This window comes from Massilia sp. H6 (assembly GCF_024802625.1).
GTDB lineage: Bacteria > Pseudomonadota > Gammaproteobacteria > Burkholderiales > Burkholderiaceae_D > Telluria.
On the sequence record NZ_CP103371.1, the window covers coordinates 4,078,591 to 4,100,280 of the forward strand.

Here is a 21,690-nt window from a genome sequence, read left to right on the forward strand (position 1 = left end):
CCGGCCAGAAAAACACGCCCGGTGCACTGGCACTGGACGTCTTGCATGCGCGCCAGGCTTGCCGCCGGCCTACTCCGGCTGTTCGACCTTGTAGCCCTTTGCCGCCAGCGCTGCCACCATGCCTTTTGGGCTGAGCAGGTCCTTCATGGACAGTACCGCAAAGGTCGAGACATTGTTCGCCAGCGCAGCCTCGGCATTGGCGACCCACATGGCGCGCAGGCGGGGCTCTGCCGTCTGGAAGGCCGGGTTGTCGCGCACGGCGGCGCTGTTCATGATGACGTTGACGCAGCTTTCCTGCTGGTCCACGAAGTCCAGCTTGCGGATGGCCTCGATGTCGCCCTTGGACCAGGCGTTGGCGCGCAGGCGCATGCCTTCGATGTCGGTCTCCAGGCGGCTCAAGGTGGCGGCGAAACAGGCGGCATCGTCCAGCGGCGACTTCTTGAAGTCCTTGATGACGCGCCGCGCATTCTCGACCGGCAGCTTGAGTTCCGTCCGGGTGACCTTGAGCTTGTTGTCGTCGACGATCTTCTCGACCTGCTTGCGCACGCTGGTAGCAGACGTCAGTCCGGCTTGTTTCAGGGCGGCGCTGAACAATTGGTTGGCTACGAAGATGGGCCGCTCGCGTTCCTTGTTCTTTGGCAGGTATCTCTCCTTGAGCGGCAGCCAGCGCGCATACACCTCGGCCGGGAGCACGTCGCGCAAGGTGGCGCCGTCAGGGTTGTCGTTGATGCCGATGAGCAGAGGCAGCGCCATCAGGCCCTGCAGGTAGCCGATGTCGACCTTGCCATTGGGCGGCGCCAGGTATTCCTGCGAGCGCTTGATGACGGCTTCGACTTCGTGCGATCGCCAGTCCATCTTGAGCGGCAGCGGCGAATACGTCCCGAAGATCCACAGCGCATGGCCATCCCTGGACACCTTCCACATGCCGGGGCCAGGCTTGTGGCCGACCACCACGATCTGTTCCGGGACCGGTTCGGCGTCGCTGGTGATGGTGGCCGACAGTGCCGGTGGGGTGGCCGCCGGATCGAGCGACTGCGCCTGTGATGGCGCTGCGGTAAGGGCCAGGCATAGTGCCGGGAGGATTGCGCATTTCATCGGACATCCTTGTTGTTAGTAGTCCGTCAAGCGTAGCGCTGCATGATGAGGCGGTGCTTAATCCTGGCCGGGCCGCGCTATTTCATGCCGTGCGCATGGGCTGGCGTGAGCGCTCAATCCGGGCTGGGCCGATTGACGAGCTCATGCGCCAGCTGCAGTCCCCTGACCATGCTGGAAAACGCCTCGTGCTTGGCCGCTTCGTCCGGCACCCGCAGCACGTAAGAAGGATGGTAGATCGTCACCACCCAGCGTCCCTCGTGCCAGATCGGTGTGCCAAGCGACTCCTTGAGCGTGACGCTGCGCTTGCCCAGCACCGACTTGAGCGCGGTGGTGCCCATCGCCACGATGACCTTGGGCTTGACCGTGGCAAGTTCTTTCTCGAGCCAGTAATGGCAGGCCTCGACCTCGCGCTGGGCCGGCGTCTTGTGGATGCGGCGCTTGCCCTTGGGCTCCCACTTGAAATGCTTGACGGCGTTGGTGAGATAAATGGCCTTGCGCTCGACCTGCGCCTGCGCGAACACGCGGTCGAGCAGCTTGCCGGCCGGGCCCACGAAAGGCTTGCCGGCCAGGTCTTCCTGGTCGCCCGGCTGCTCGCCCACGATCATGATCGGTGCCTCACCATTGGCACCGAGTGCGCCTTCTCCGGGAACGGCCTGGGTGGCGTACTGCCACAGCTCGCAGCGTCGGCATTCGTCGAGCCTGGAGGGCTGCTCGCGATCCGGTTGCGCCTTTTCGGCGGTGATGGGAATCGTGGCGCCGCTCTTGCCGCCCAGGGTCTGCACCTGGCCGATCTTGCGCGCGCCAAGTTCGGCCTGGCTCACCATCATCGGCACGATCGCGCCCTCGGGCAGGTTCTTCCAGAAGCGCGAAGGAATGTGGCTCTGCATGAGCTGCGCGTTGACGCGTGCCGGATTGAAAATGCTGCGGTAATAGGTGAGCCAGAGCGCCTCGCCGGCATCGTCCAGGTCGGCCGCGCTGCTCATCAGGGGGCCGGTATTGTGCAGCGTAGCGCCATCCCATAGCACGCTGGCCTCGGGCGTGGCGATCATCCAGCTGGTCTTGCCCATGCGCGCCACGAAATGCTCGGCCACCTGCGGCAGCACGTCCTGGCTGGGTTCGAACCAGGCCACGAAGCGCGGCGCGCCGGCGTCTAGCGGGCGCTCGCGAAAACGAATATAGGCATGCATGTCGTGCTCCTCGCGCCGCACCGCCTTGACCATGCCGTGCAGGCGCGCGCCATCCGGGTCGGCCGCCGACTGCACGTCGTGCTCGCCCTGCTGCCAGCGCCACAGTACCCGGTACAGGAAAGCCCAACGGTCGGGGGCGCGAAAGCAGGCAGCTTTGTGCAGCATCTCCATCAACGAGCGCGGTATCACGGCAGCTGTTTGCGACGGCGGCGCCGATGGGCGGGCCGCGGAATGCTCCGGCGCTGCCGGGGCCGGGGCGTCCGAGAACAAGTCGCCGCTCCCGTGCGCGTCAAGCGCTCCCCAGACAACCGCTTCGGGCGGCACCCTGGTGCGCAGCAGTTCGCGCGCCAGTGCGCGCCACTCGTCGAAGCTGTTCGCTTGCAGAGGCTGGCCGCGCGCGACCATGGCGGCGGCCGATTCGGTCATGCTGCCTGCAGCTCCGGCCACAGGTTCATCTGCTCGGGCGCATCGGCCAGGTGACGCCGCAAGATGTGCGAACTGGCCGCGCCCTGTACCGGTTTGTAGTCGGCCGTGACAATGAAGGGCGCCAGCTTTTTCATGCTGCAGCGCAGGCGCGAGAGGTCTTCCCAGCGCACGCGGCGAATCCGGCGCAGCTCGATGATGCGCTTGGCGTTGCGCAAGCCGATGCCGGGCACGCGCGCGATCATGGTTTCGTCGGCGCGGTTCAGGTCCATCGGAAAGTGCTCGCGGTTGCTCAGCGCCCAGGCCAGCTTGGGATCGACATCCAGCGCCAGGTTGCCTGCTTCCGGCATCAGTTCGCCCACCGTGAAGCCGTAGCCGCGCAACAGAAAGTCGGCCTGATACAGCCGGTGCTCGCGCATCAGTGGCGGCGGCGCCAACGGCACGCTCTTGGGGCTTTGCGGGATCGGGCTGAAGGCCGAGTAGTACACGCGCTTGAGCTTGTAGCTGCCGTACAGGGTCTCTGCCGTGTTGAGAATGGTCTGGTCGTCGCTGGCGTCGGCGCCGACGATCATCTGCGTGCTCTGGCCGGCCGGCGCAAAGGCCGGCGCGCGCGGTTCCTCGGCCTTTTGGTCGAGCTTGCGGCGGATCGAACCCATCGCCAGCTTGATGGTATGAACGTTCTTTTCTGGTGCCAGCCGCGTCACGCTGTCGTGGGTAGGCAGCTCGATATTCACCGACAAACGGTCGGCCCAGCGGCCGGCCTCGGCAATCAGGAGCGGGTCGGCATCGGGGATGGTCTTGAGATGGATGTAGCCGCGAAAATTATGCACTTCGCGCAACTGGCGCGCCACCGCGACCAGCTGCTCCATCGTGTAGTCGGACGACTGGATGATGCCCGAGCTCAGGAACAAGCCGTCGATGTAGTTGCGGATGTAGAAGTCGTGCGTGAGCTTGACGACTTCGTCCACCGAAAAGCGGGCCCGTGGCACGTTCGAGCTGCGGCGGTTGATGCAGTACTGGCAATCGTAGACGCAGAAATTGGTCAGCAAGATCTTGAGCAGCGAAACGCAGCGCCCGTCCGGCGTATAGCTGTGGCAAATGCCCATGCCCGTGGTGGCGCCAAGGCCATCCTTGCCCTCGGAGCCGCGCTTGGGCGCGCCACTGCTGGCACAGGACGCATCGTATTTGGCGGCATCGGCCAAAATTTCCAGCTTGTCGTTGAGTTCCATCGCGCTTGATTGGACTGTATGGGCATACAGTATACCGTAGCGTGGCAATGACCGATCTCTTTCACGCGAAAAGCGTGGCTTCTTTAGTGGTTCATACGCGGGACAACGCTGGACAAAGATGACAACGTAGCAAATAAAACCAACGAAAAGTTACATTGGAAATAACGGATATTTCCGTGTGGCATTATTTTACAAACTGCTTTATCATGTCTGCTGCGTCGCGTTCCTACAATGCCGTGTCCAGGCTCCTGGCTTGAGCCCCACCTCCCAAGAAAAAATACCATGTCCGGATCTATCGTCAACGAACATTACCTGAGCAAAGTACTCACTTTGTCCGAGGAAGTCGGTGTCAATGCTACCGAAGACATTTACGACACCAGGGGCACCAAACTGCTGGCCAAGGGCGCGAGCGTATCGCGTCAACTGCAAGAACGCCTGATCGTCCACCGGCTGAGCAAGCCCCTTGAGTCCTGCATCGCCGTCGAAGACGCGGTCGACGGCAACCGGCTGGCCGACTGCGCCCTGAGCGCCTGCGAAGACTCGCGGGCGCTGGGCGCCATCATTGCCGCGTCGGGACTCACGGCCGCCAGTGTCAGGAACCAGCTCGCCTCGCTCCGGTTTGCCCCTGCCATGGCGATGATGCTGACCATGATCGACCGCGGCAGCAAGACCGGGCTGCGCCATGTCGCCGAGGTGGCGAGCCTGGCACTGGCCTTTGCCACCCGTGCCGGCTTGCCGCCGGATCTCCGGCAAGTAGTCTGCATGGCCGGTGTCCTGCACGATATCGGCGAATTGTATATCGATCCCGACCTGATCAACGCGAAACAGGTTCTCACCGCAGAACAATGGTCTCACGTAATTGTTCACCCACATATCGGCCGGCTCCTGATCCAGGACCTGGGATCGTGCCCGCCGGCTGTCGGCATTGCAGTAGCCGAACACCACGAACGCCTCAACGGCACCGGATATCCACGCGCCATGGTCGCAGGCCAGAGCAGCGCAGCAGGACAACTCGTCGCCAGCGCCGAACTGATCTCCGGACTGCTGCACAAACCGCACGCGCTCGAGCGCGCCGAGTTGGCACTGAAGATCGTCAGCGGCGAGCATCCGCGCCTGATCTCGTCGATCATCTCGCAGGCAAGCCGGACGCTCAACTGCCAAACTTTCGAACCGGGCCTGGCGACCATCAATGACGACGAAATCGAACGCCTGTCGGTGCGGCTGGTCCAGGCTTCCGAACTGGCGGCGCAGCTGGCGCGCGGCGCCATGATCGCGCCCAAGCACCTCGACCTGATGCTGCGTACACGCGAACGCCTTGCGGTCGTGCAGCGTGCCTTCATGTCGACCGGACTCGACATGCACGTCACTGCAATGGAATGCGCCGACGTCGACCAGTTCGAGGTGTTCGAAAGCGAACTGGCACTGCGTGAAATCAGCTGGCGCGTGCGCGATATCGGCCGCGATTTGGCCATTCAACTTGGCCCGGCCAAGGCATCGATTCCCCAGGCCGAGCAGCTGCTCGCGCTGCTGTGCTGACAATCCACCGGCGCTGAGAAGGCATGCGCCGGCACCACCGCCTGCCCGTCTTACAAGGCCGCCTGCGCCTGCGCCAATAACTGCGGCTCCATGCGGGCCGCGATCTTTTTCAGGTAACCCGCCGCCGCGCCCACGCCCGCGCCACCTGCGCGCTGCAGCCACCCATAAGCTTGCACCAGGTCGCGCTGCACGCCCTGCCCGGCCGAATACATCACGCCGAGATTGAACTGGGCGCGCGCATGGCCCTGGCGTGCCGCGCACAGGTACCAGAAATGGGCGGCCTCGTAATCGCGCTCGATGCCCTTGCCGCAGTCGTGGCGCAGGCCCAGCTCGAACTGGGCCAGCGCGTGGCCCTGGTCGGCGGCCTTGTGGAACCAGTCGGTCGCTTCGACCGGATTGCCGTGCTCGGCGCGGTCGAGCAGTGCGCCGACCATGTACTGGGCCGGCGCGTAATCCTGGTGCGCGGCGCGGCGATACCATTCCAGTGCCTGCGCTTCGTCGCGCGCCACGCCGATCCCGCCTTCATAGCGCAGCCCGAGGTCGAACTGGGCGCGCAGGTGGCCCTGCCCGGCGGCCTTGCGGTACCACTCGACGGCCTGCTCCGGGTCGTTCGCCACGCCCATCCCGGCATCGAACAACTGGGCCAGGTGATACTGGGCCGAGGGCATGCCCTGTTCGGCGGCCTGCAGATACCAGTGCGCCGCCTGGACCGGGTCGCGCGCGACGCCCTGCCCGTGCTCGTAGCGCACGCCCAGGTTGTCCTGCGCGCCGGCGTGGCCCTGGTTTGCCGCGCGGCGGTACCACTCCAGGGCCAGTGCTTCGTCGCGTGGCAGGCCATGGCCGCTGTCGTACATCAAGGCCAGGTTGAACTGCGAGCTGACATGCCCCTGTTCTGCGGCGCGGCCGTACCAGAGCACGGCGCGGCTGCTGTCCTGATCCACGTCCTGGCCTTTATCGTAGCGCAGGCCGAGGTTGAATTGCGCGGGTGCGTAACCCTGCTCGGCGGCCTTGCCAAACCACTGCAGCGCCGCATCGCCATCGCTGCGCAGCGCAAGACTGAACTGCGAGCGCGCATAACCCTGTTCTGCCGCGCGGCGGTACCACATGGTGGCCGCATCGACATCCTGCGGCACGCCCTTGCCGGTCTCGTACATCATGCCCAGGTTGTGCTGCGCACCCGGCTCGCCCTGGTCGGCAGCCTGGCTGAACCACTGCAAGGCTTGCTGCACGTCGTTCGGCACGCCCTGGCCCTTGGCATACAGCCAGCCCAGGTTGTACTGCGCCGGCGCATAGCCTTGACTTGCCGCGCGGCGATACCAGTAGGCGGCCTGGCCATAATCCTGTGCCACGCCCTGGCCCTTCTGGAACATTACGCCGAGGTTGTACTGCGCCAGTTCCAGGCCGGCGCTGGCGGCCATGCGGTACCAGGCCACGGCCAGCTCGAAATTCTGCGCCACGCCCTGGCCACTGGCATACATGAAACCCAGGCTGTGCTGGGCGGTCGGCACCCCGCGGTCGGCCAAGCCCTTCACGCGCAGGAAGTCGGCCGTGTAATGCGCCGCCGCAGGGCTGTCTCCCTGGTCGCTGGGCTGTGCCGGAATGTCGAGCATGGCCGTGGCTCAGGCTTGCACGGCGCGCAGGCCGAACAGCGTCGGCTGGGTGCGCAGCGCCTTCATGAACTCGCCCAACGGAATCGGCCGATAGTACAGGTAGCCCTGCATCGTCATGCAACCGTTCGAGCGCAGGTAGCGCGCTTGCTCTTCGGTTTCGACGCCTTCGGCGATCAGGTTCAGGCCCAGGCCGCGCGCGATCGAGATGATCGCCAGGATCACCGGGTAATGCCCGCCCTCTTCGTGGATCTCTTTCACGAAAGACTGGTCGATCTTGACGGTATGGATCGGGAAGCGGTGCAGGTAGGACAGCGACGAATAGCCGGTGCCGAAATCGTCGATCGCCACCGATACGCCCAGCTGGCACAGCTTGTTGAGCTGCTCGATCGCGTACTGTGGGTTGCGGATGCAGATGTTCTCGGTGATTTCGACTTCGATCTGGGACGGTTGAATCGAATAGCGCACCAGCGCGCTGCGCATCTTCTCGAAGAAGTCGCCGCGGTCCAGGTATTGCGGCGACAGGTTCAGCGACAGGCGCACCTGGTCGTTGCCGCTTGAATTCCATTGCAGCATATCGCGGCACAGTGCGCCGATCATCCAGTCCGAGATCGGCAGCATCAGGCCGTTTTCTTCGGCGAACGGCAGGAATTCGCCGGCCGACAATACGCCGCGGGTCGGGTGGTTCCAGCGCATCAGCGCCTCGGCGCCAACAATGCGCCCGGTCAGGGCATCGATCTGCGGCTGGTAATACATCTCCAGCTCGCCCTGCTCGAGCGCGCGGCGCAGCGCCTGCTCCAGGGCGATCTTCTGGTGCGACACGTCCAGCATCGACGTATGGTAGAAGCTGTGGCCGTTCTTGCCGAGTGCCTTGACCTGGTACATGGCGATGTCGGCGTGGCGCAGCAGTTCGTCGATCGATTCGCCGTCGGTCGGATAGATCGCGATGCCGATCGAGGCCGAGATATGCACTTCGTGGCCGTCCAGGTCGAACGGGCACTGCAGCGTTTCCAGGAACTTGTCGGCGACCATGCGCGCGTCGTCGCGGTCACGCAGTTCCGGCAGCACGATGGTGAATTCGTCGCCGCCCTGGCGCGCCAGGGTGTCGCCCTTGCGCAGGCACTCTTTCAGGCGGGTCGCGGCCTGCTGCAGCAGTTCGTCGCCCTTGACGTGGCCAAGCGTGTCGTTCACCAGCTTGAAGCGGTCCAGGTCGATGAACATCACCGCAAGTTCGGTCTGCTTGCGCTTGGCCTGGATCACGGCCAGCCCGAGGCGGTCCTTGAACAGGATGCGGTTAGGCAGGTCGGTCAGGATATCGTGATAGGCCTGGTAAGAAATGACTTCTTCGGCGCGCTTGCGGTCGGTGATGTCGCGCGCCACGCCGTAGGTGCCGAAGAACTCCAGCTTCTTGACTTCCTGGTCGGGCACGTGCATGCCGATCGCGTTAAGCGAAATCGTCATCAGGGTGGTGTTGAAGGTGCGGTCGTTGCTGTTTCCGCCGCGGCACTTCAGGCGCAGCTCGACGTTGCGCGAGGCGCGCTCGTCGACGCGGCGCTCGTTGAACACGTAGCGCGCGCGTTCCAGGTCTTCCTCGTGCACCAGCACCGAATAGTGCTTGCCGAGCAATTCGTCGCGCGAGTAGCCCAGCAGCTGGTAGGCGCGGTCGTTCACGAAGGTAAAGCGCCCTTCGTGGTTGAGCGTATAGATGATGTCCGGCGAGCTGTCCACCAGATAGCGGTACATCTTCTCGGAGTTTTCCAGCTGGTTGGCCATGCGCTCGTTCTCGAGCGCCAGGCGGCGGCCCTTGAGCGCGTTGGCGACGGTGGCCAGCAACTCCTCGCGCGCATAAGGCTTGCGCAGGTAATCGTAGGCGCCGCGCTTGAGCGCGCCGCTCGCCGCATCGATGCCCACCTCTCCGCTCATCACGATGACATCGGCGTCGATGCTTTTCTGGTTGATGAAGTCCATGATCTCGTGGCCGCCGATGTCCGGCAGGCGCAGGTCGAGCAGGACCAGGTCGAAGCGCAGGCGCGACAGGTGGGCCAGTGCCTCGCCGCCCGACGCCGCGGTGGTCAGCTGATAGCCGCGGCCCTTGAGCAGTTCGTACAGCGACGAGAGCAGGCGCGGTTCATCGTCGACCAGCAGCAGGCGGGGCTGGCTGTCGGTTTCCAGTGTTGCGGAAAACGGAGCGGGTTCGCCGGCAAACATGGCGTTATGCGCGTTCATCATGACCTTATGCGGAGCCGAGGGCACGTGCCGGCAGGGCGACGCTGCTGCCAGTGCCCGTGCCGGCCCAAGCCGGCAGGAGGATTTCGAAGGCGGTGCCGGTGCGGCCGCTGCGGCAGGCGATATGCCCGCCCAGCTTCTTGACCAGGCTGTGCACGATCGACAGGCCGAGGCCATGGTGGGCACCGTCCTTGGTGCTCTTCACCGGCGAGAACAGGTGGGCCAGCACTTCGCGCGACAGGCCCGGCCCGGTATCGCTGACGACCAGTTCAAGGTAAAGCTGGCGCTCGCGGTTCACATGGCCGCGGTTGAGGATCTCGATGCGCCCACCGGTACTGCCGAGCGCCTCGATGGCGTTCTTTACAAGGTTGACCAGGATCTGCTTGAGCACGTCGGCGTCGCCCTCGATGCGGGTGGCATCGTCGTGCATGCTCACCGCGATGTCGACCGAACTGGGGACGAAGCCGGTGCTGCGGAACAGGCGCTGCACTTCTTCCACCACCTTGGCGACATCGGTCGGACGCGGCCCGGCCTCGGCCGGCTTGAGGTCGGCCAGGCTCTGGACCAGTTGACCGACGCGGTCGATCTCTTCGTTCAGGATCGACATCTCGCCGCCTACCGGTTCCTGGCGCGCCAGCTTGCTATCCAACACGCTCAGGTAGTTCTTGATGATCGCCAGCGGGTTGTTCACTTCGTGCACCACGCGGCGCGAGGCTTCGCGGTATTCATCGGCGACATGCGCCAGCTGGCGGCGCGCGTGGCCGCGTTCGGACAGCAGGGTTTCCAGCGCACTGGCGGCCTGCACGCCGAACGACTGCATGAAGCGTGCGCGTCGCTGGCAGGCCGGCAGCTGCCAGGCCGAGACGCCGCCGATCAGCACACCGAGGCAGCGCGTGCCGGCCACCAGCGGCACGCACACCAGGCTGTCGGTGCCGAGCATGCGCAGCAGCTGCTCTTCGGCCAGGCCGAGTTCTGCGCCTTCGCGCTGCACAAAGGCGGGACGGCGCTCCAGCGCGCTCTTGGCGATGGCGCCACCCCTGGCCAGCGGCACCGCGAATTCGGCGATGCGCTGGCTGCCCTGGATCGGCGCGCCGACCAGGGCGTGGCCGGTCGGGTTCTCGAGCAGCACCACGGCATTGCCGAAGTCGAACAGGATGCGCGCCGAGCGCGTCATTGCCTCGAGCAGGCCGGTCTCGCCCTGCTGGCGCGCGAAGCTCTGGCCCACTTCGGACACCAGCACCATGTTGCGCACCTCTTCGGACAGGCGCTGCTGCACCGGGTCGAGCGCGGGCGGCGCATGTGCGGCCGGCGCCGGGATGTCATCGGCACCGGCCAGGTCGATGCCGAGATGGGCGGCGGCCTGTTCGATCTGGCGCGCGGCCCCATTGAGCAATTGACCGACCTGGTGCTCGTCGACGCCGCACAGGCCGGCGGCCTCGCGCACGGCCGCCTCGTCGCCCGTGTGGCTCGACAGCACATGTGCCAGGCGCACGATGCGGATTAATGGATGGGCCGATTCCAGGCGCTCGCTCGGTTCGTGGTGGTAGAGCACCGCATCGGCCAGGAAGGAATCGAGCTGCCAGCGTTCGATCAGCCAGGCGCCGGCTTCGGCATGGGTGATCTGCAGCGTGCGCTGCTCGACCGCGCACAGGTCTTCGTCGTCGCGCGCGTTGAAGTTGTAGGCGTATTCCTTGGGGGCGGTAGCCAGCAGCGCCAGGCGCCCGACGTTGTGCAGCAGGCCGGCCAGGTAGGCTTCTTCCAGGTGCGGATAGTCGATCATGCGCGCGATGTCTCGCGCGATCACGGCGCCACTGAGCGAATTCTTCCAGAACGCGCGCAGATCGGTGCTGCCAGAATGCGGGAAATTATTAAAGGTCTGGAATACCGAATCGCTGATGACCAGGGTCTTGATCATGTCGGTGCCGAGGGCAACCAGCGACTGTTCGAGATTGACGTTGCGGTGCTGGCGCTGGTAGGCCGAACTATTGGCCACGGCCAGCAGCTTGCCGGTCATGCCGGCATCCTTCGAGATCAGGGCTGCCAGTTCCGACATGCCGAGATCGTCGGCCTGCAGGTGTTCGATGAGACGCACGAGGATCTGCGGCATGGCCGGCAGACGGGCAATCAACAGGCGATTGCGAATATCCTGATCCGATTGTTGCATGGTCTCAAACGTGGCCGCTATCGAGGGTTATCCGGGGCGCCCCAGGACGGGATGCCACATTGTCTTGCTTATTCATCTAACAAATAGAACAGTATTTCGCGGTTTATTCCAGGCACGAAAAACTTGTCTTAGCATATAGACATTTCTGATTGGGAACAATACTTTCTGTGAAAAGTGTTGCCGAGACGCTGCTCTAATAGTAGATCAGCAACGATCCGAGCAGAAGAAAGTGAAATAGTATTTCATATATGCATACATGATGGAACTTTATTTCACATATGAACAAATATCCGCTGGGGGTAGCGACGTTGCGTTTTGTGCAAAACTACGGAATTTGGCGCCCCGAGCGTGCCAGGTTGCGCCGGTAGCGCCGCGCCGTCACCCAGAACGTCAATGCCACCAGCGCGAAGCCAGCCTGGCCTAGCGCCAGCGAGAACACCGAGTGCGACAGTGCCGGCGCGACCAGGCCGGCCACGATGGCGCCCATCAACGTGGTCATGAAGGACTGGCAAGAGGCCACCGTACCGCGGATATGCGGGAACAGGTCGAGCGCCAGCAGGGTAGCGCCGGGCGCGATGATCGAGCTGCCAAAGGTAAAGAAGAACATGTGCACCACGCTCCAGGGCAGCGACGGCGGCAAGAAGGCGTGGTAGCCCACATTGAACGCGATGGCGCCCAGCATGAAGAAGAAGCCGACGCGGATCTGGCGCGCGAAGGTCAACTTGCCGGCCATGCGGTTGGCCGCCAGCGCGCCCAGGAAAATCCCGCTCACCGACGGCACGAACAGCCAGGCGAATTCTGACGGCCCCAGGCCCAGGTGCTCGGGCAGCATCACTGGCGCGGCCGCGATATACAAGAACAGTCCGGCGAAATTCATCGCCACCACGCCGGCCTTCATGTGAAACAGGAAAGAGCCGAAGATCGCGCCATAGCTCTGCGCCAGGAAACGCGGGTTGAAGGGCTGGCGCTTCTCGATCGGCACCGTTTCGGGCAAATGCTTCCACGAGAACCAGCCCAGGACCACCGTGTACACGCACAGCGCCAGGAAAATCGCGCGCCAGTCGAAGAAGGTCACGATCCAGCCGCCCAGCACCGGCGCGATGGCCGGCGCGATCGAGAAGATCATCGTGACCATCGACAGCAGGCGCGCCGCCGCCGCATCCGAATACAGATCGCGAATGATGGCGCGGCCCACCACCACGCCCGCCCCGGCAGACACCCCCTGCATGATGCGGAACACCCAGAGGTAGTGCACCGACGAAGCGGCCGCGCAGCCGAAGGTGGCGATGGCAAACACCACCAGCGCCACCAGGATCACGTTGCGGCGCCCGAAGGCGTCCGACAATGCGCCATGCCACAGCACCATGCCGGCAAAGGCCAGCATGTAGGCGGTAAGCGTTTGCTGCACTTCGATCGCCGACGCACCGAGATCGGCGCGGATCTGCGGGAAGGCGGGCAGGTAGGCGTCGATCGAGAACGGCCCGAGCATCGACAGCCCGGCCAGCAGCGTGGCCAGGCCACCGGCCGTAAGCATCGCGATCTGGTGCGGTGGCGGCAGCGGAACCGGGATGACCGGGTCCTTCGGCAGGTGATCGGGTTCGTTCGGCGGCAGCATGGGCGCTCTGGCTTATTCCGGCGCCGGCACCGGGGGCTTGGCGCCCTCGCGGCGGTTGAAACCGGCCACCATGTCGAAGCGGAACAGGCGGCATTCGAGGGCGCCGTTGAAGAACGGGGTCTTGCGCGCTTCTTTCAGGCGCAGCAGTTTGGGCAGGCTCAGGTCGGCGGTAAACAGGAACACGGTCCAGCCGGCGAAGCGCTGCTTGAGCGTGGTGCCGAGGGCCGAATAGAACGATACCGCCATGTCGTCCGGCGCCATGGTCGAATCGCCGCGCACGCCGATGCGCTCGCCGTACGGCGGATTGGTCAGCACGATGCCCGGCTCGGTGGTCGGCGGCGATACATGCTGCGCCTCGATCTGCTTGAGCGGCACGTCGAACACGATGCCGGCGATCTTGAGGTTGTGGCGGGTCATCTCGATCATGTCGCCCGAGATGTCCGAGCCGAAGATGGTCGGTTCAAGCGGCAATGCATTGGGCTTGATCTCGGCTTTCATCGCGGCCCAGGCTTCGCGCTCGAAACCGGCGAACTTCTCGAAGGCGAAACGGCGCCGCGCGCCGGGCGCGATGCCCTGCACCATCTGGGCCGCTTCGACCAGGATGGTGCCCGAGCCGCACATCGGGTCGAACAGCGGCACGCCTGGCTTCCAGCCGGCCACGCGCAGCATGCCGGCGGCCAGGTTCTCGCGCAGTGGCGCGTCGCCGGTCTCCTCGCGCCAGCCGCGCTTGAACAGCGCTTCGCCCGAGGTGTCGAGATAGATGATGACGTTGCGCTGGTCGACGAAGCCGACGATGCGCATGTCCGGCTCGCGGGTATTGACCGTCGGGCGCTTGTTGAACTGGTCGCGGAAGCGGTCGCAGATGGCGTCCTTGATCTTGAGCGTGGTGAATTCGAGGCTCTTCAAAGGCGACTTGACGGCGGTGACGTCGACCCGGATGGTATGGTCGACCCCGAACCAGTCTTCCCACGGCTGCTCGAGCACGAGGTCGTAGACGTCGTTTTCGTTGTTATAGCTGCGCTGGCCCATGCGCATCAGCACGCGCGAAGCAATGCGCGAGTGCAGGTTGACGCGGTAGGCGTCTTGCATCGAACCGGAGCAGTGCACGCCCCCCGGCACCTGGTTGTGCACCTTCAGCGTGGTGCTGTGCTGGGCGATCTCGCCCAGTTCTTCGGCCAACGCCGCTTCCATGCCGCGCGGGCATGGGCAAAAATAAGAGGCCATGAGGAGTACCCTTTGTCCGTTTATAAAACTGTTGAATTACGCGTTGCCGGCAAATAGCCGGCAACCGTGGAACCGCCCGTCCCGCCGGTGGCGACACGCTCGGATGAGACCATGCAAGGCCGCCTAGAACGGCTTGACCACCACCAGGATCACGATCGCCAGCAGCAGCAGCACCGGCGCTTCGTTGAAATACCTGAACCATCGATGACTGCGCCGGTTCTGCCCTGCCTCGAATTTGCGCAGCAGCGAGCCGCAGGCGTGATGGTAGCCGATCGTCACCAGGACCAGCGCCAGTTTCGCGTGCAGCCAGCCGCCTCTGAAACCGTAGCCCAGCCATAACCAGACTCCCAGCAGCACCGCCGGCACCGCCAGGATGGTGGTGAAGCGGTACAGGCGGCGCGCCATGCCCAGCAGGCGCTCGAGCGCGGCCGGCTGGGTTTCCTGGGCCAGGTTGACAAAAATGCGCGGCAGGTAGAACAGTCCTGCGAACCAAGAGACGACAAACAGGATATGAAAGGCTTTAATCCAGAGCATGGGGTTTTATTATCCTTGTCAGCTGCGCACTTCGCCGTGTCCGAACACGACGTACTTGAGTGAGGTAAGTCCTTCCAGCCCGACCGGGCCGCGCGCATGCAGCTTGTCGTTCGAGATGCCGATTTCGGCGCCCAGGCCGTATTCGAAGCCGTCCGCGAAACGGGTCGATGCATTTACCATCACCGAGGCCGAATCGACCTCGCGCAGGAAACGCAGCGCGGCGCTGTAGTCTTCGGTGATGATGGCCTCGGTATGCTTCGACGACCAGGTGTTGATATGGTCGATCGCGCCGTCGAGCCCTTCCACCACGCGGATCGCCAGGATCGGCGCCAGGTATTCCGTGCTCCAGTCCTGCTCCGTCGCCCGGGCCAGCCACGGATAGCCGGCCAGGATCGCATGGGCTTCGGGATCCGCGCGCAACTCGACCTGCTCGGTCTTGTACAGCTCGGCCAGCTGCGGCAGCACGCCTGGCGCCACCGAGCGCGCCACCAGCAGCGTCTCCATCGTGTTGCAGGTGCCGTAGCGGTGGCATTTGGCGTTGAACGCCACCGGCAGCGCCTTGGCGATGTCGGCCCTGGCGTCGATATACACGTGGCAGATGCCGTCCAGGTGCTTGATCATCGGAACCGTGGCTTCCTGCATCAGGCGCGCGATCAGGCCCTTGCCGCCGCGCGGGACGATCACGTCGACATACTGCGGCATCGTGATCAGGGCGCCCACTGCGGCGCGGTCGACCGTGTCTACTACCTGCACCGCCTCCTGCGGCAGGCCGGCGCTGGCCAAGCCTTCACTCACCAGCGCGGCCAGCGCGCGATTGCAGTGGATCGCTTCGGAACCGCCGCGCAGGATCGCCGCATTGCCGCTCTTGATGCACAGGCCGGCCGCGTCCACCGTCACGTTCGGCCGCGCTTCGTAGATGATGCCGATGACGCCCAGCGGCACCCGCATCTGGCCGACCTGGATGCCGCTCGGGCGCGACTTCATGTTGGTAATTTCGCCGACCGGATCGGGCAGGCCGACGATCTGGCGCAGACCGGCAACCATGGTGGCGATGGCGGCGCTGGACAGCGCCAGGCGGTCGAGCAGCGCCGGCTCCAGGCCGCCGGCCCGGGCCGCCTCCATGTCCTGGCCGTTGGCGGCGCGCAGCAAGTCGGCGTCGCGCTCGATGGCGTCGGCGATCGCCAGCAGTGCGCGGTTGCGGGTGGCGCCGTCGGCCCTGGCCATGGCGCGCGACGCGGCGCGGGCATTGCGGCCCAGGGAGTGCATGTGTTCGGTGATGTCCATCATAGAGCCCGTTGTCGGTTTCGTCGGGTGGGCGGGTGCCACCCGCGCGGTCAATCAGCGTGGGGGCGGCGCTGCGTTGGTCAGCGCGCCACCCGCAAGGCCAGCTGCAGCATCGCGTCCCACGCATCCCCCGCGAACGCCCTGGCGCGCAGGCCCTTGACCATGCGGTCGACCTGCGCCGCCTCGCGCAGGGCAGATTCCAGCGTGCCAAGCGTCACGCGGCGCAGCGCCGGTTCCATCATGCGCTCGCGCGGGCCCCAGATGCGATGCTCCTTGAGCAGCGCGCCCAGCGGGCGCCCCTGCTGCATCCCGGATTTCAATTTTAGCAGCGTACGGATTTCTTCACTGACGGCCCACAATACCAGCGGCAGCGCCTCGCCCTCGCCCCGCAAGCCGTCGAGCATGCGGGCCAGGCGCGCAGGATCCCCCGCCAACATCGCCTCCGACAACTTGAACACGTCGTAGCGCGCCACGTTCAGCACGGCATCCATGACCTGCTCGACACTGAGCTTGCCCGGTTCGTGCAGCAGGCCGAGCTTCTGGATTTCCTGGTGCGCCGCCAGCAGGTTGCCCTCGACGCGGTCGGCGATGAAGTCCAGGCCCTGGCGGTCCACGCTCTGGCCCTGCGCCGCCAGGCGCGTGCCGATCCAGTTCGGAAGCTGTGCGCGCTCGACGTTCGGGATCTCGATGTACACCGCAGCCTGCTGCAGCGCACCGACCCACGCCGCCTTGGCGGTCTGCCAGTCCAGCTTGGGCAGCGTGATCAGGGTGAGGTTGTCGGGGCTGAGGTCCCTGGCATAGCCTTGCAGGGCCGCGCTACCGTCCTTGCCCGGCTTGCCGCTCGGAATGCGCAGTTCGATCAGCTTCTTGTCGCCGAACAGCGACATTGCCTGGTTCGCCGCCAGCAGTTCGCCCCACTTGAAGCTGCGCTCCACGCTCAGCACTTCGCGTTCGGTGTAGCCTTGCGCGCGCGCGGTGCGGCGAATGCGGTCGGCCGCTTCCAGCGCCAGCAGGTGCTCGTCGCTGGCGATCACGTACAAGGGCGCCAGGCCCTTGGCCAGGTGGCCTTCGAGGGCCTCAGGCCGCAGCTGCATCGGTCACTTTCAACCCAGGCTCATGTTGGCTTGATGGCCGCCAGGCGGCGCAAGATCTGCTGTACCAGGTCGGCCTGCATGTCGCGGTACAGCAGCGCTTCTTCGGATTCCTTGGCCAGCACCTGCGATTCGTCGAAGGCGATGTTGCGGCGCAGGGTGATCTCGGTCGGCCCCAGCAGCACGCGGTTATTGGCGTCGCGCACGCGGAACACCAGCGTATAGCTCAGCGCGTACTCGCGTACCCGGCCCAGGCTGTTGAGCGACAGGATGGCCTTGCCGCGCGATTCGCCCAGCACGTCAAACAGCGCCTCGGCCTTCGAGGCGTCGTCCTCGATGCGCACGGTATTGCCCGCGCGCAGGTTGCGCTTGAGCTCAGTGCCGAGCGGCGAGGTCTCGGAAAAGGCCAGGTAGATGCTCTTGAACGGCATGTTGTACTGGCCGTTCGAGCCGCGCAGCTGGAAGCCGCAACCCGCGAGGATCGCAGCGGCCACCAGCGCCAGGAGAGTGCGCACCACGATTGTCTTCATGGTCTACACCACGATGTTGACGAGTTTGCCCGGCACGACGATGACTTTCTTCGGCGTGCCTTCGATGAACTTCTGCACTGCTTCTTCGGCCAGTGCAGCCGCTTCGATGCTGGCCTTGTCGGCATCCTTGGCGACCAGGACCTTCCCGCGCAGCTTGCCGTTCACCTGGATCATCATTTCGATCTCGGACTGTTCCAGCGCTTGCGGGTCGACTTCGGGCCACTGCACATTGAGAATGTCGCCGTGGACAGCGGCATAGCCCAGTTCCTGCCACAAGGCGTGGGTGATGTGCGGTGAAACCGGGTTCAGCAGGCGCAGGAAGATCGAGAAGCCTTCGGCGATCACCGCGTCACTGGCGGCACCTTCGGCCAGCTTGCTCGATTCGAGCGTGTTGAGCATCTTCATGCAGGCCGAGACCACCGTGTTGTACTGGATGCGCTTGAGGTCGTAGTCGGCCTGCTGCAGCACCTTGTGCACTTCGCGGCGCAGGGTCTTTTGCGCGTCGTCGAGCGACGCGTCGCCCGGCGAGCCCTGCTTCTGGCCCGCCAGGGCAGCGGCGATGCGTTCGCGCTGCGCATAGCCGAAGGCCCAGACACGGCGCAGGAAGCGGCTGGCGCCTTCGACGCCGGTGTTCGACCACTCCAGGGTCTGCTCTGGCGGCGAGGCGAACATCGTGAACAGGCGCGCGGTGTCGGCGCCGTACTGTTCGATCTGCGCCTGCGGATCGATGCCGTTGTTCTTCGACTTCGACATCTTCTCGGTGCCGCCGATCTGGACCGGCTGGGCATCATGCCTGAGCACCGCATTCTGCGGGCGGCCCTTGTCATCGAAGGTAAGCTCGACATCGGCCGGGTTGAACCAGGTCTTCTTGCCGGACGGGTCTTCGCGGTAGTAGGTCTCGTTGAGCACCATCCCCTGGGTCAGCAGGTTGACAAACGGCTCGTCGAACTTGAGCAGGCCGAAGTCGCGCATCACCTTGGTCCAGAAGCGCGCGTATAGCAGGTGCATGACGGCGTGCTCGATGCCGCCGATGTACTGGTCCATCGGCATCCAGTAATCGTTGCGGGCGTCGACCATCGCCTCGTTCGAACCCGGCGAGGTATAGCGCATGTAGTACCAGGACGAATCGATGAAGGTGTCCATCGTGTCGGTCTCGCGACGCGCCGGCTTGCCGCACTTGGGGCAGTCGCAGGCGAGGAAGGCCTCGTCCTTGTTCAGCGGGTTGCCGGTGCCGTCCGGGACCAGGTGCTCGGGCAGTACCACCGGCAGGTCTTGCTCGGGAACCGGCACCACGCCGCAATCGCCGCAGTGGATCATCGGAATCGGAGTACCCCAGTAGCGCTGGCGCGAAATGCCCCAGTCGCGCAGGCGGAAGGTGACCTTCTTGTCGCCCAGCTCCTGGCCGGCCAGGTCGCCGGCGACCGCGTTGACCGCGGCGGTGTAGTCGAGACCATCGTACTTGCCCGAATTGATGGTGCGGCCGTGCTCCTTGTCGCCGTACCACTCAGCCCAGGCCTCGAGCGAGAATTCCTGGCCTTCGACGGCCACCACCTGCTTGATCGGCAGGTCGTATTTCTGGGCGAAGCCGAAATCGCGCTCGTCGTGGCCCGGCACGCCCATCACGGCGCCGTCGCCGTAGGTGATCAACACGTAGTTGCCGACCCAGACCGGTACCTGCTCGCCGGTGATCGGATGGGTGACGAACAGGCCGGTCGGCATGCCCTTCTTTTCCATGGTGGCCATGTCGGCTTCGATCACGGAACCCATCTTGCATTCGGCGATGAAGTCCTGCAGCGCCGGGTTGTCGCGCGCCGCGTGCTGGGCCAGTGCGTGTTCTGGCGCCACGGCGCAGAAAGTCACGCCCATGATGGTGTCGGCGCGGGTGGTGAAGACATACAGCTTGCCCTCGTTGATCAGCTCACCCTTGTCGTCCTTGATCTCGTGCGGGAAGGCGAAGCGCACGCCAGTCGACTTGCCGATCCAGTTGGCCTGCATGGTGCGCACGCGCTCGGGCCAGCCCGGCAGCTTGTTGTCGACATGGTCGAGCAGCTCGTCGGCGTAGTCGGTGATGCGCACGTAGTACATCGGGATCTCGCGCTTTTCGATCGGCGCGCCCGAACGCCAGCCGCGGCCATCGACCACCTGCTCGTTGGCCAGCACGGTCTGGTCGACCGGGTCCCAGTTCACGGTACCGGTCTTCTGGTAGATGATCCCTTTTTCCAGCATCTTGAGGAACATCCACTGGTTCCACTTGTAGTATTCCGGCTTGCAGGCGGTCATCTCGCGCGACCAGTCGATGGCCAGGCCCATCGATTCCATCTGCCCGCGCATGTGCGCGATGTTCGAATAAGTCCACTCGGCCGGAGGCACGTTGTTGGCCATCGCCGCGTTTTCAGCCGGCATGCCAAAGGCATCCCAGCCCATCGGCATCAGCACGTTGTAGCCGTTCATCCGCAGGTAGCGGTACATCACGTCGTTGATCGTATAGTTGCGCACGTGGCCCATGTGCAGCTTGCCCGATGGGTAAGGCAGCATCGAGCAGGCGTAATACTTGCCTTTTGGGAAACGCGGGTCGTGTTCGACGGCTTTATAGGCCTCGATCGACTTCCAGTAGGCCTGGGCGGCCTGTTCGACTTCGGCTGGACTATATTTTTCTTGCATGGTGTTCTGCGGACGGAGAAAGGGAGTGGAACCGAACATTATACTGGTTCATTTTGCACCGCGGCGAATGCCGGGCGCGATGCGCGGGCGCCGACGCGCGCCGCCCCCCCTATCAAGCCGCGTGCAGGTGCAAGCCCTGTCAGCGCAGCACCAGCTCCAGCGCCGGCTCGTCCCCGTAATCCTGATAGCGCTCGTTGATGCCGCCGACGCAGAACGCGATTTCCTCGAGCAGGTCGGGCACGGCAAGCTTCATCTTGCCGGCGTCGACAATGACGATCTCGAGCACTTCGCCCGGCTTGATCGTGAACTTGGTCATGTTCTCGTCGTCGCGCAGGTAGCTCAGGCAGTCGACCCAGGCATCGATGCTGTCGGCATACGAGTCGGGAAAGCCGAACGCGCGCCGCGATTCGAGGTGAAAGGACGCCTCGTCCACGATCGCCGCGCCATTGAGTTCTGCAGTTGCCATGTCAGCCTTTCAACCCGAGCACATCGTCCATGCCGAACAGGCCGTGGGGTTGGGCCGCCAGGAAGCGCGCCGCGCGCAGGGCGCCGTGGGCGTAGGTCACGCGGCTGCTCGACTTGTGGCTGATCTCGATGCGTTCGCCGGTTCCCAGGAACAGCACGGTATGGTCGCCCACCACGTCGCCCCCGCGCACGGTGGCAAAGCCGATGGTGGATGGATCGCGCTCGCCGGTCACGCCTTCGCGGCCGTAGACGGCGCACTGTTTCAGGTCGCGCCCGAGCGCGTCGGCGATGACTTCTCCCATCTTCAGGGCGGTGCCGGAGGGCGCGTCGACCTTGTGCCGGTGATGCGCCTCGACAATCTCGATGTCATAGCCTTCGCTGAAGCTTTTTGCCGCCATCTCGAGCAGCTTGAGCGTGACGTTCACACCCACGCTCATGTTCGGCGCCAGCACCACGCCGACCTTACCGGCCGCCAGGCGAATCGCGGCCTTGCCTGCATCGTCGAAGCCGGTGGTGCCGATCACCATCTGCACCCCATTGGCGGCGCAGTAGTCGAGGTGGCGCAGCGTGCCTTCCGGGCGGGTAAAGTCGATCAGCACATCGGCATTGTGCAATGCCGCCGCGAAGTCGGACTCGATCAGCACGCCGGTGGGCTGGCCGGCAAAAGCGCCGGCGTCCTGGCCGATCGATGGCGAACCGGCGACGTCCAGCGCGCCGACCAGCGTAGCGTCGGGCGCGGCTGAAATAGCCTGGACCAGCATGCGGCCCATGCGGCCGCTGGCGCCGGCGACGGCGATGTTCAGGGTCGTCATGGCGGCT

At 64.7% G+C, this 21,690-nt stretch carries 16 protein-coding genes; 1 reads left to right on the forward strand and 15 read right to left on the reverse strand.

Features of this window, described 5'->3' with window-relative positions; translation table 11 throughout:
• Positions 1-69: 69 nt before the first annotated feature.
• The 3 genes from NRS07_RS18305 to NRS07_RS18315 all read right to left on the reverse strand — a co-directional run bounded on the left by NRS07_RS18305 (position 70) and on the right by NRS07_RS18315 (position 3,934).
• Positions 70-1,095: a TraB/GumN family protein gene (locus NRS07_RS18305; RefSeq protein WP_259209528.1), complete on the reverse strand. Its 1,026-nt coding sequence runs from the start codon at positions 1,093-1,095 to the stop codon at positions 70-72.
• A gap of 113 nt (positions 1,096-1,208) precedes the next feature.
• On the reverse strand, positions 1,209-2,708 hold the full coding sequence (locus NRS07_RS18310; RefSeq protein WP_259209531.1) for a UdgX family uracil-DNA binding protein: 1,500 nt from the start codon (positions 2,706-2,708) through the stop codon (positions 1,209-1,211).
• Complete coding sequence (locus tag NRS07_RS18315) at positions 2,705-3,934, reverse strand: putative DNA modification/repair radical SAM protein (protein WP_259209534.1); 1,230 nt, start codon at positions 3,932-3,934, stop codon at positions 2,705-2,707. Before NRS07_RS18315 ends, NRS07_RS18310 begins: the two co-directional genes overlap by 4 nt.
• A 282-nt stretch (positions 3,935-4,216) precedes the next feature.
• On the opposite strand from NRS07_RS18315, the gene NRS07_RS18320 reads away from it, so the two are divergent.
• Positions 4,217-5,470, forward strand: a complete 1,254-nt coding sequence (locus NRS07_RS18320; RefSeq protein WP_259209536.1) for an HD-GYP domain-containing protein — start codon at positions 4,217-4,219, stop codon at positions 5,468-5,470.
• A 50-nt stretch (positions 5,471-5,520) separates the two neighbouring features.
• Here NRS07_RS18320 and NRS07_RS18325 read toward each other — a convergent pair whose 3' ends face one another.
• The 12 genes from NRS07_RS18325 to dapB form a co-directional block, all read right to left on the reverse strand.
• Positions 5,521-7,080, reverse strand: a complete 1,560-nt coding sequence (locus NRS07_RS18325; protein WP_259209537.1) for a hypothetical protein — start codon at positions 7,078-7,080, stop codon at positions 5,521-5,523.
• A 9-nt stretch (positions 7,081-7,089) separates the two neighbouring features.
• Entirely contained in the window at positions 7,090-9,303 is a 2,214-nt protein-coding gene (locus tag NRS07_RS18330; protein ID WP_259213386.1) for an EAL domain-containing protein, read from the reverse strand.
• A gap of 7 nt (positions 9,304-9,310) precedes the next feature.
• Positions 9,311-11,467: an HDOD domain-containing protein gene (locus NRS07_RS18335; RefSeq protein WP_259209539.1), complete on the reverse strand. Its 2,157-nt coding sequence runs from the start codon at positions 11,465-11,467 to the stop codon at positions 9,311-9,313.
• Positions 11,468-11,792: 325 nt separating this feature from the next.
• Positions 11,793-13,082 (reverse strand): multidrug effflux MFS transporter, encoded by a 1,290-nt coding sequence (locus tag NRS07_RS18340; protein ID WP_259209541.1) that lies wholly within the window; start codon positions 13,080-13,082, stop codon positions 11,793-11,795.
• Between the two features lie 12 nt (positions 13,083-13,094).
• Entirely contained in the window at positions 13,095-14,306 is a 1,212-nt protein-coding gene (locus tag NRS07_RS18345) for a class I SAM-dependent RNA methyltransferase (RefSeq protein WP_373889843.1), read from the reverse strand.
• Positions 14,307-14,429: 123 nt separating this feature from the next.
• Positions 14,430-14,840: a CopD family protein gene (locus NRS07_RS18350; RefSeq protein ID WP_259209544.1), complete on the reverse strand. Its 411-nt coding sequence runs from the start codon at positions 14,838-14,840 to the stop codon at positions 14,430-14,432.
• A gap of 18 nt (positions 14,841-14,858) precedes the next feature.
• Positions 14,859-16,124 carry a glutamate-5-semialdehyde dehydrogenase gene (locus NRS07_RS18355; RefSeq protein WP_259213389.1) on the reverse strand — a complete coding sequence of 422 codons (1,266 nt, stop codon included), beginning with the start codon at positions 16,122-16,124 and terminating at the stop codon, positions 14,859-14,861.
• A gap of 80 nt (positions 16,125-16,204) precedes the next feature.
• A complete protein-coding gene (gene holA, locus NRS07_RS18360; protein WP_259209547.1) occupies positions 16,205-17,218 on the reverse strand; it encodes a DNA polymerase III subunit delta in 1,014 nt (337 codons plus the stop codon).
• Positions 17,219-17,238: 20 nt separating this feature from the next.
• Positions 17,239-17,745: an LPS assembly lipoprotein LptE gene (gene lptE, locus NRS07_RS18365; protein WP_259209548.1), complete on the reverse strand. Its 507-nt coding sequence runs from the start codon at positions 17,743-17,745 to the stop codon at positions 17,239-17,241.
• A gap of 3 nt (positions 17,746-17,748) precedes the next feature.
• Entirely contained in the window at positions 17,749-20,406 is a 2,658-nt protein-coding gene (gene leuS, locus NRS07_RS18370; protein WP_259209550.1) for a leucine--tRNA ligase, read from the reverse strand.
• A gap of 139 nt (positions 20,407-20,545) precedes the next feature.
• Positions 20,546-20,872: a barstar family protein gene (locus tag NRS07_RS18375; RefSeq protein ID WP_259209553.1), complete on the reverse strand. Its 327-nt coding sequence runs from the start codon at positions 20,870-20,872 to the stop codon at positions 20,546-20,548.
• A 1-nt stretch (position 20,873) separates the two neighbouring features.
• Entirely contained in the window at positions 20,874-21,683 is an 810-nt protein-coding gene (dapB, locus tag NRS07_RS18380; RefSeq protein ID WP_259209556.1) for a 4-hydroxy-tetrahydrodipicolinate reductase, read from the reverse strand.
• Positions 21,684-21,690 lie beyond the last annotated feature (7 nt).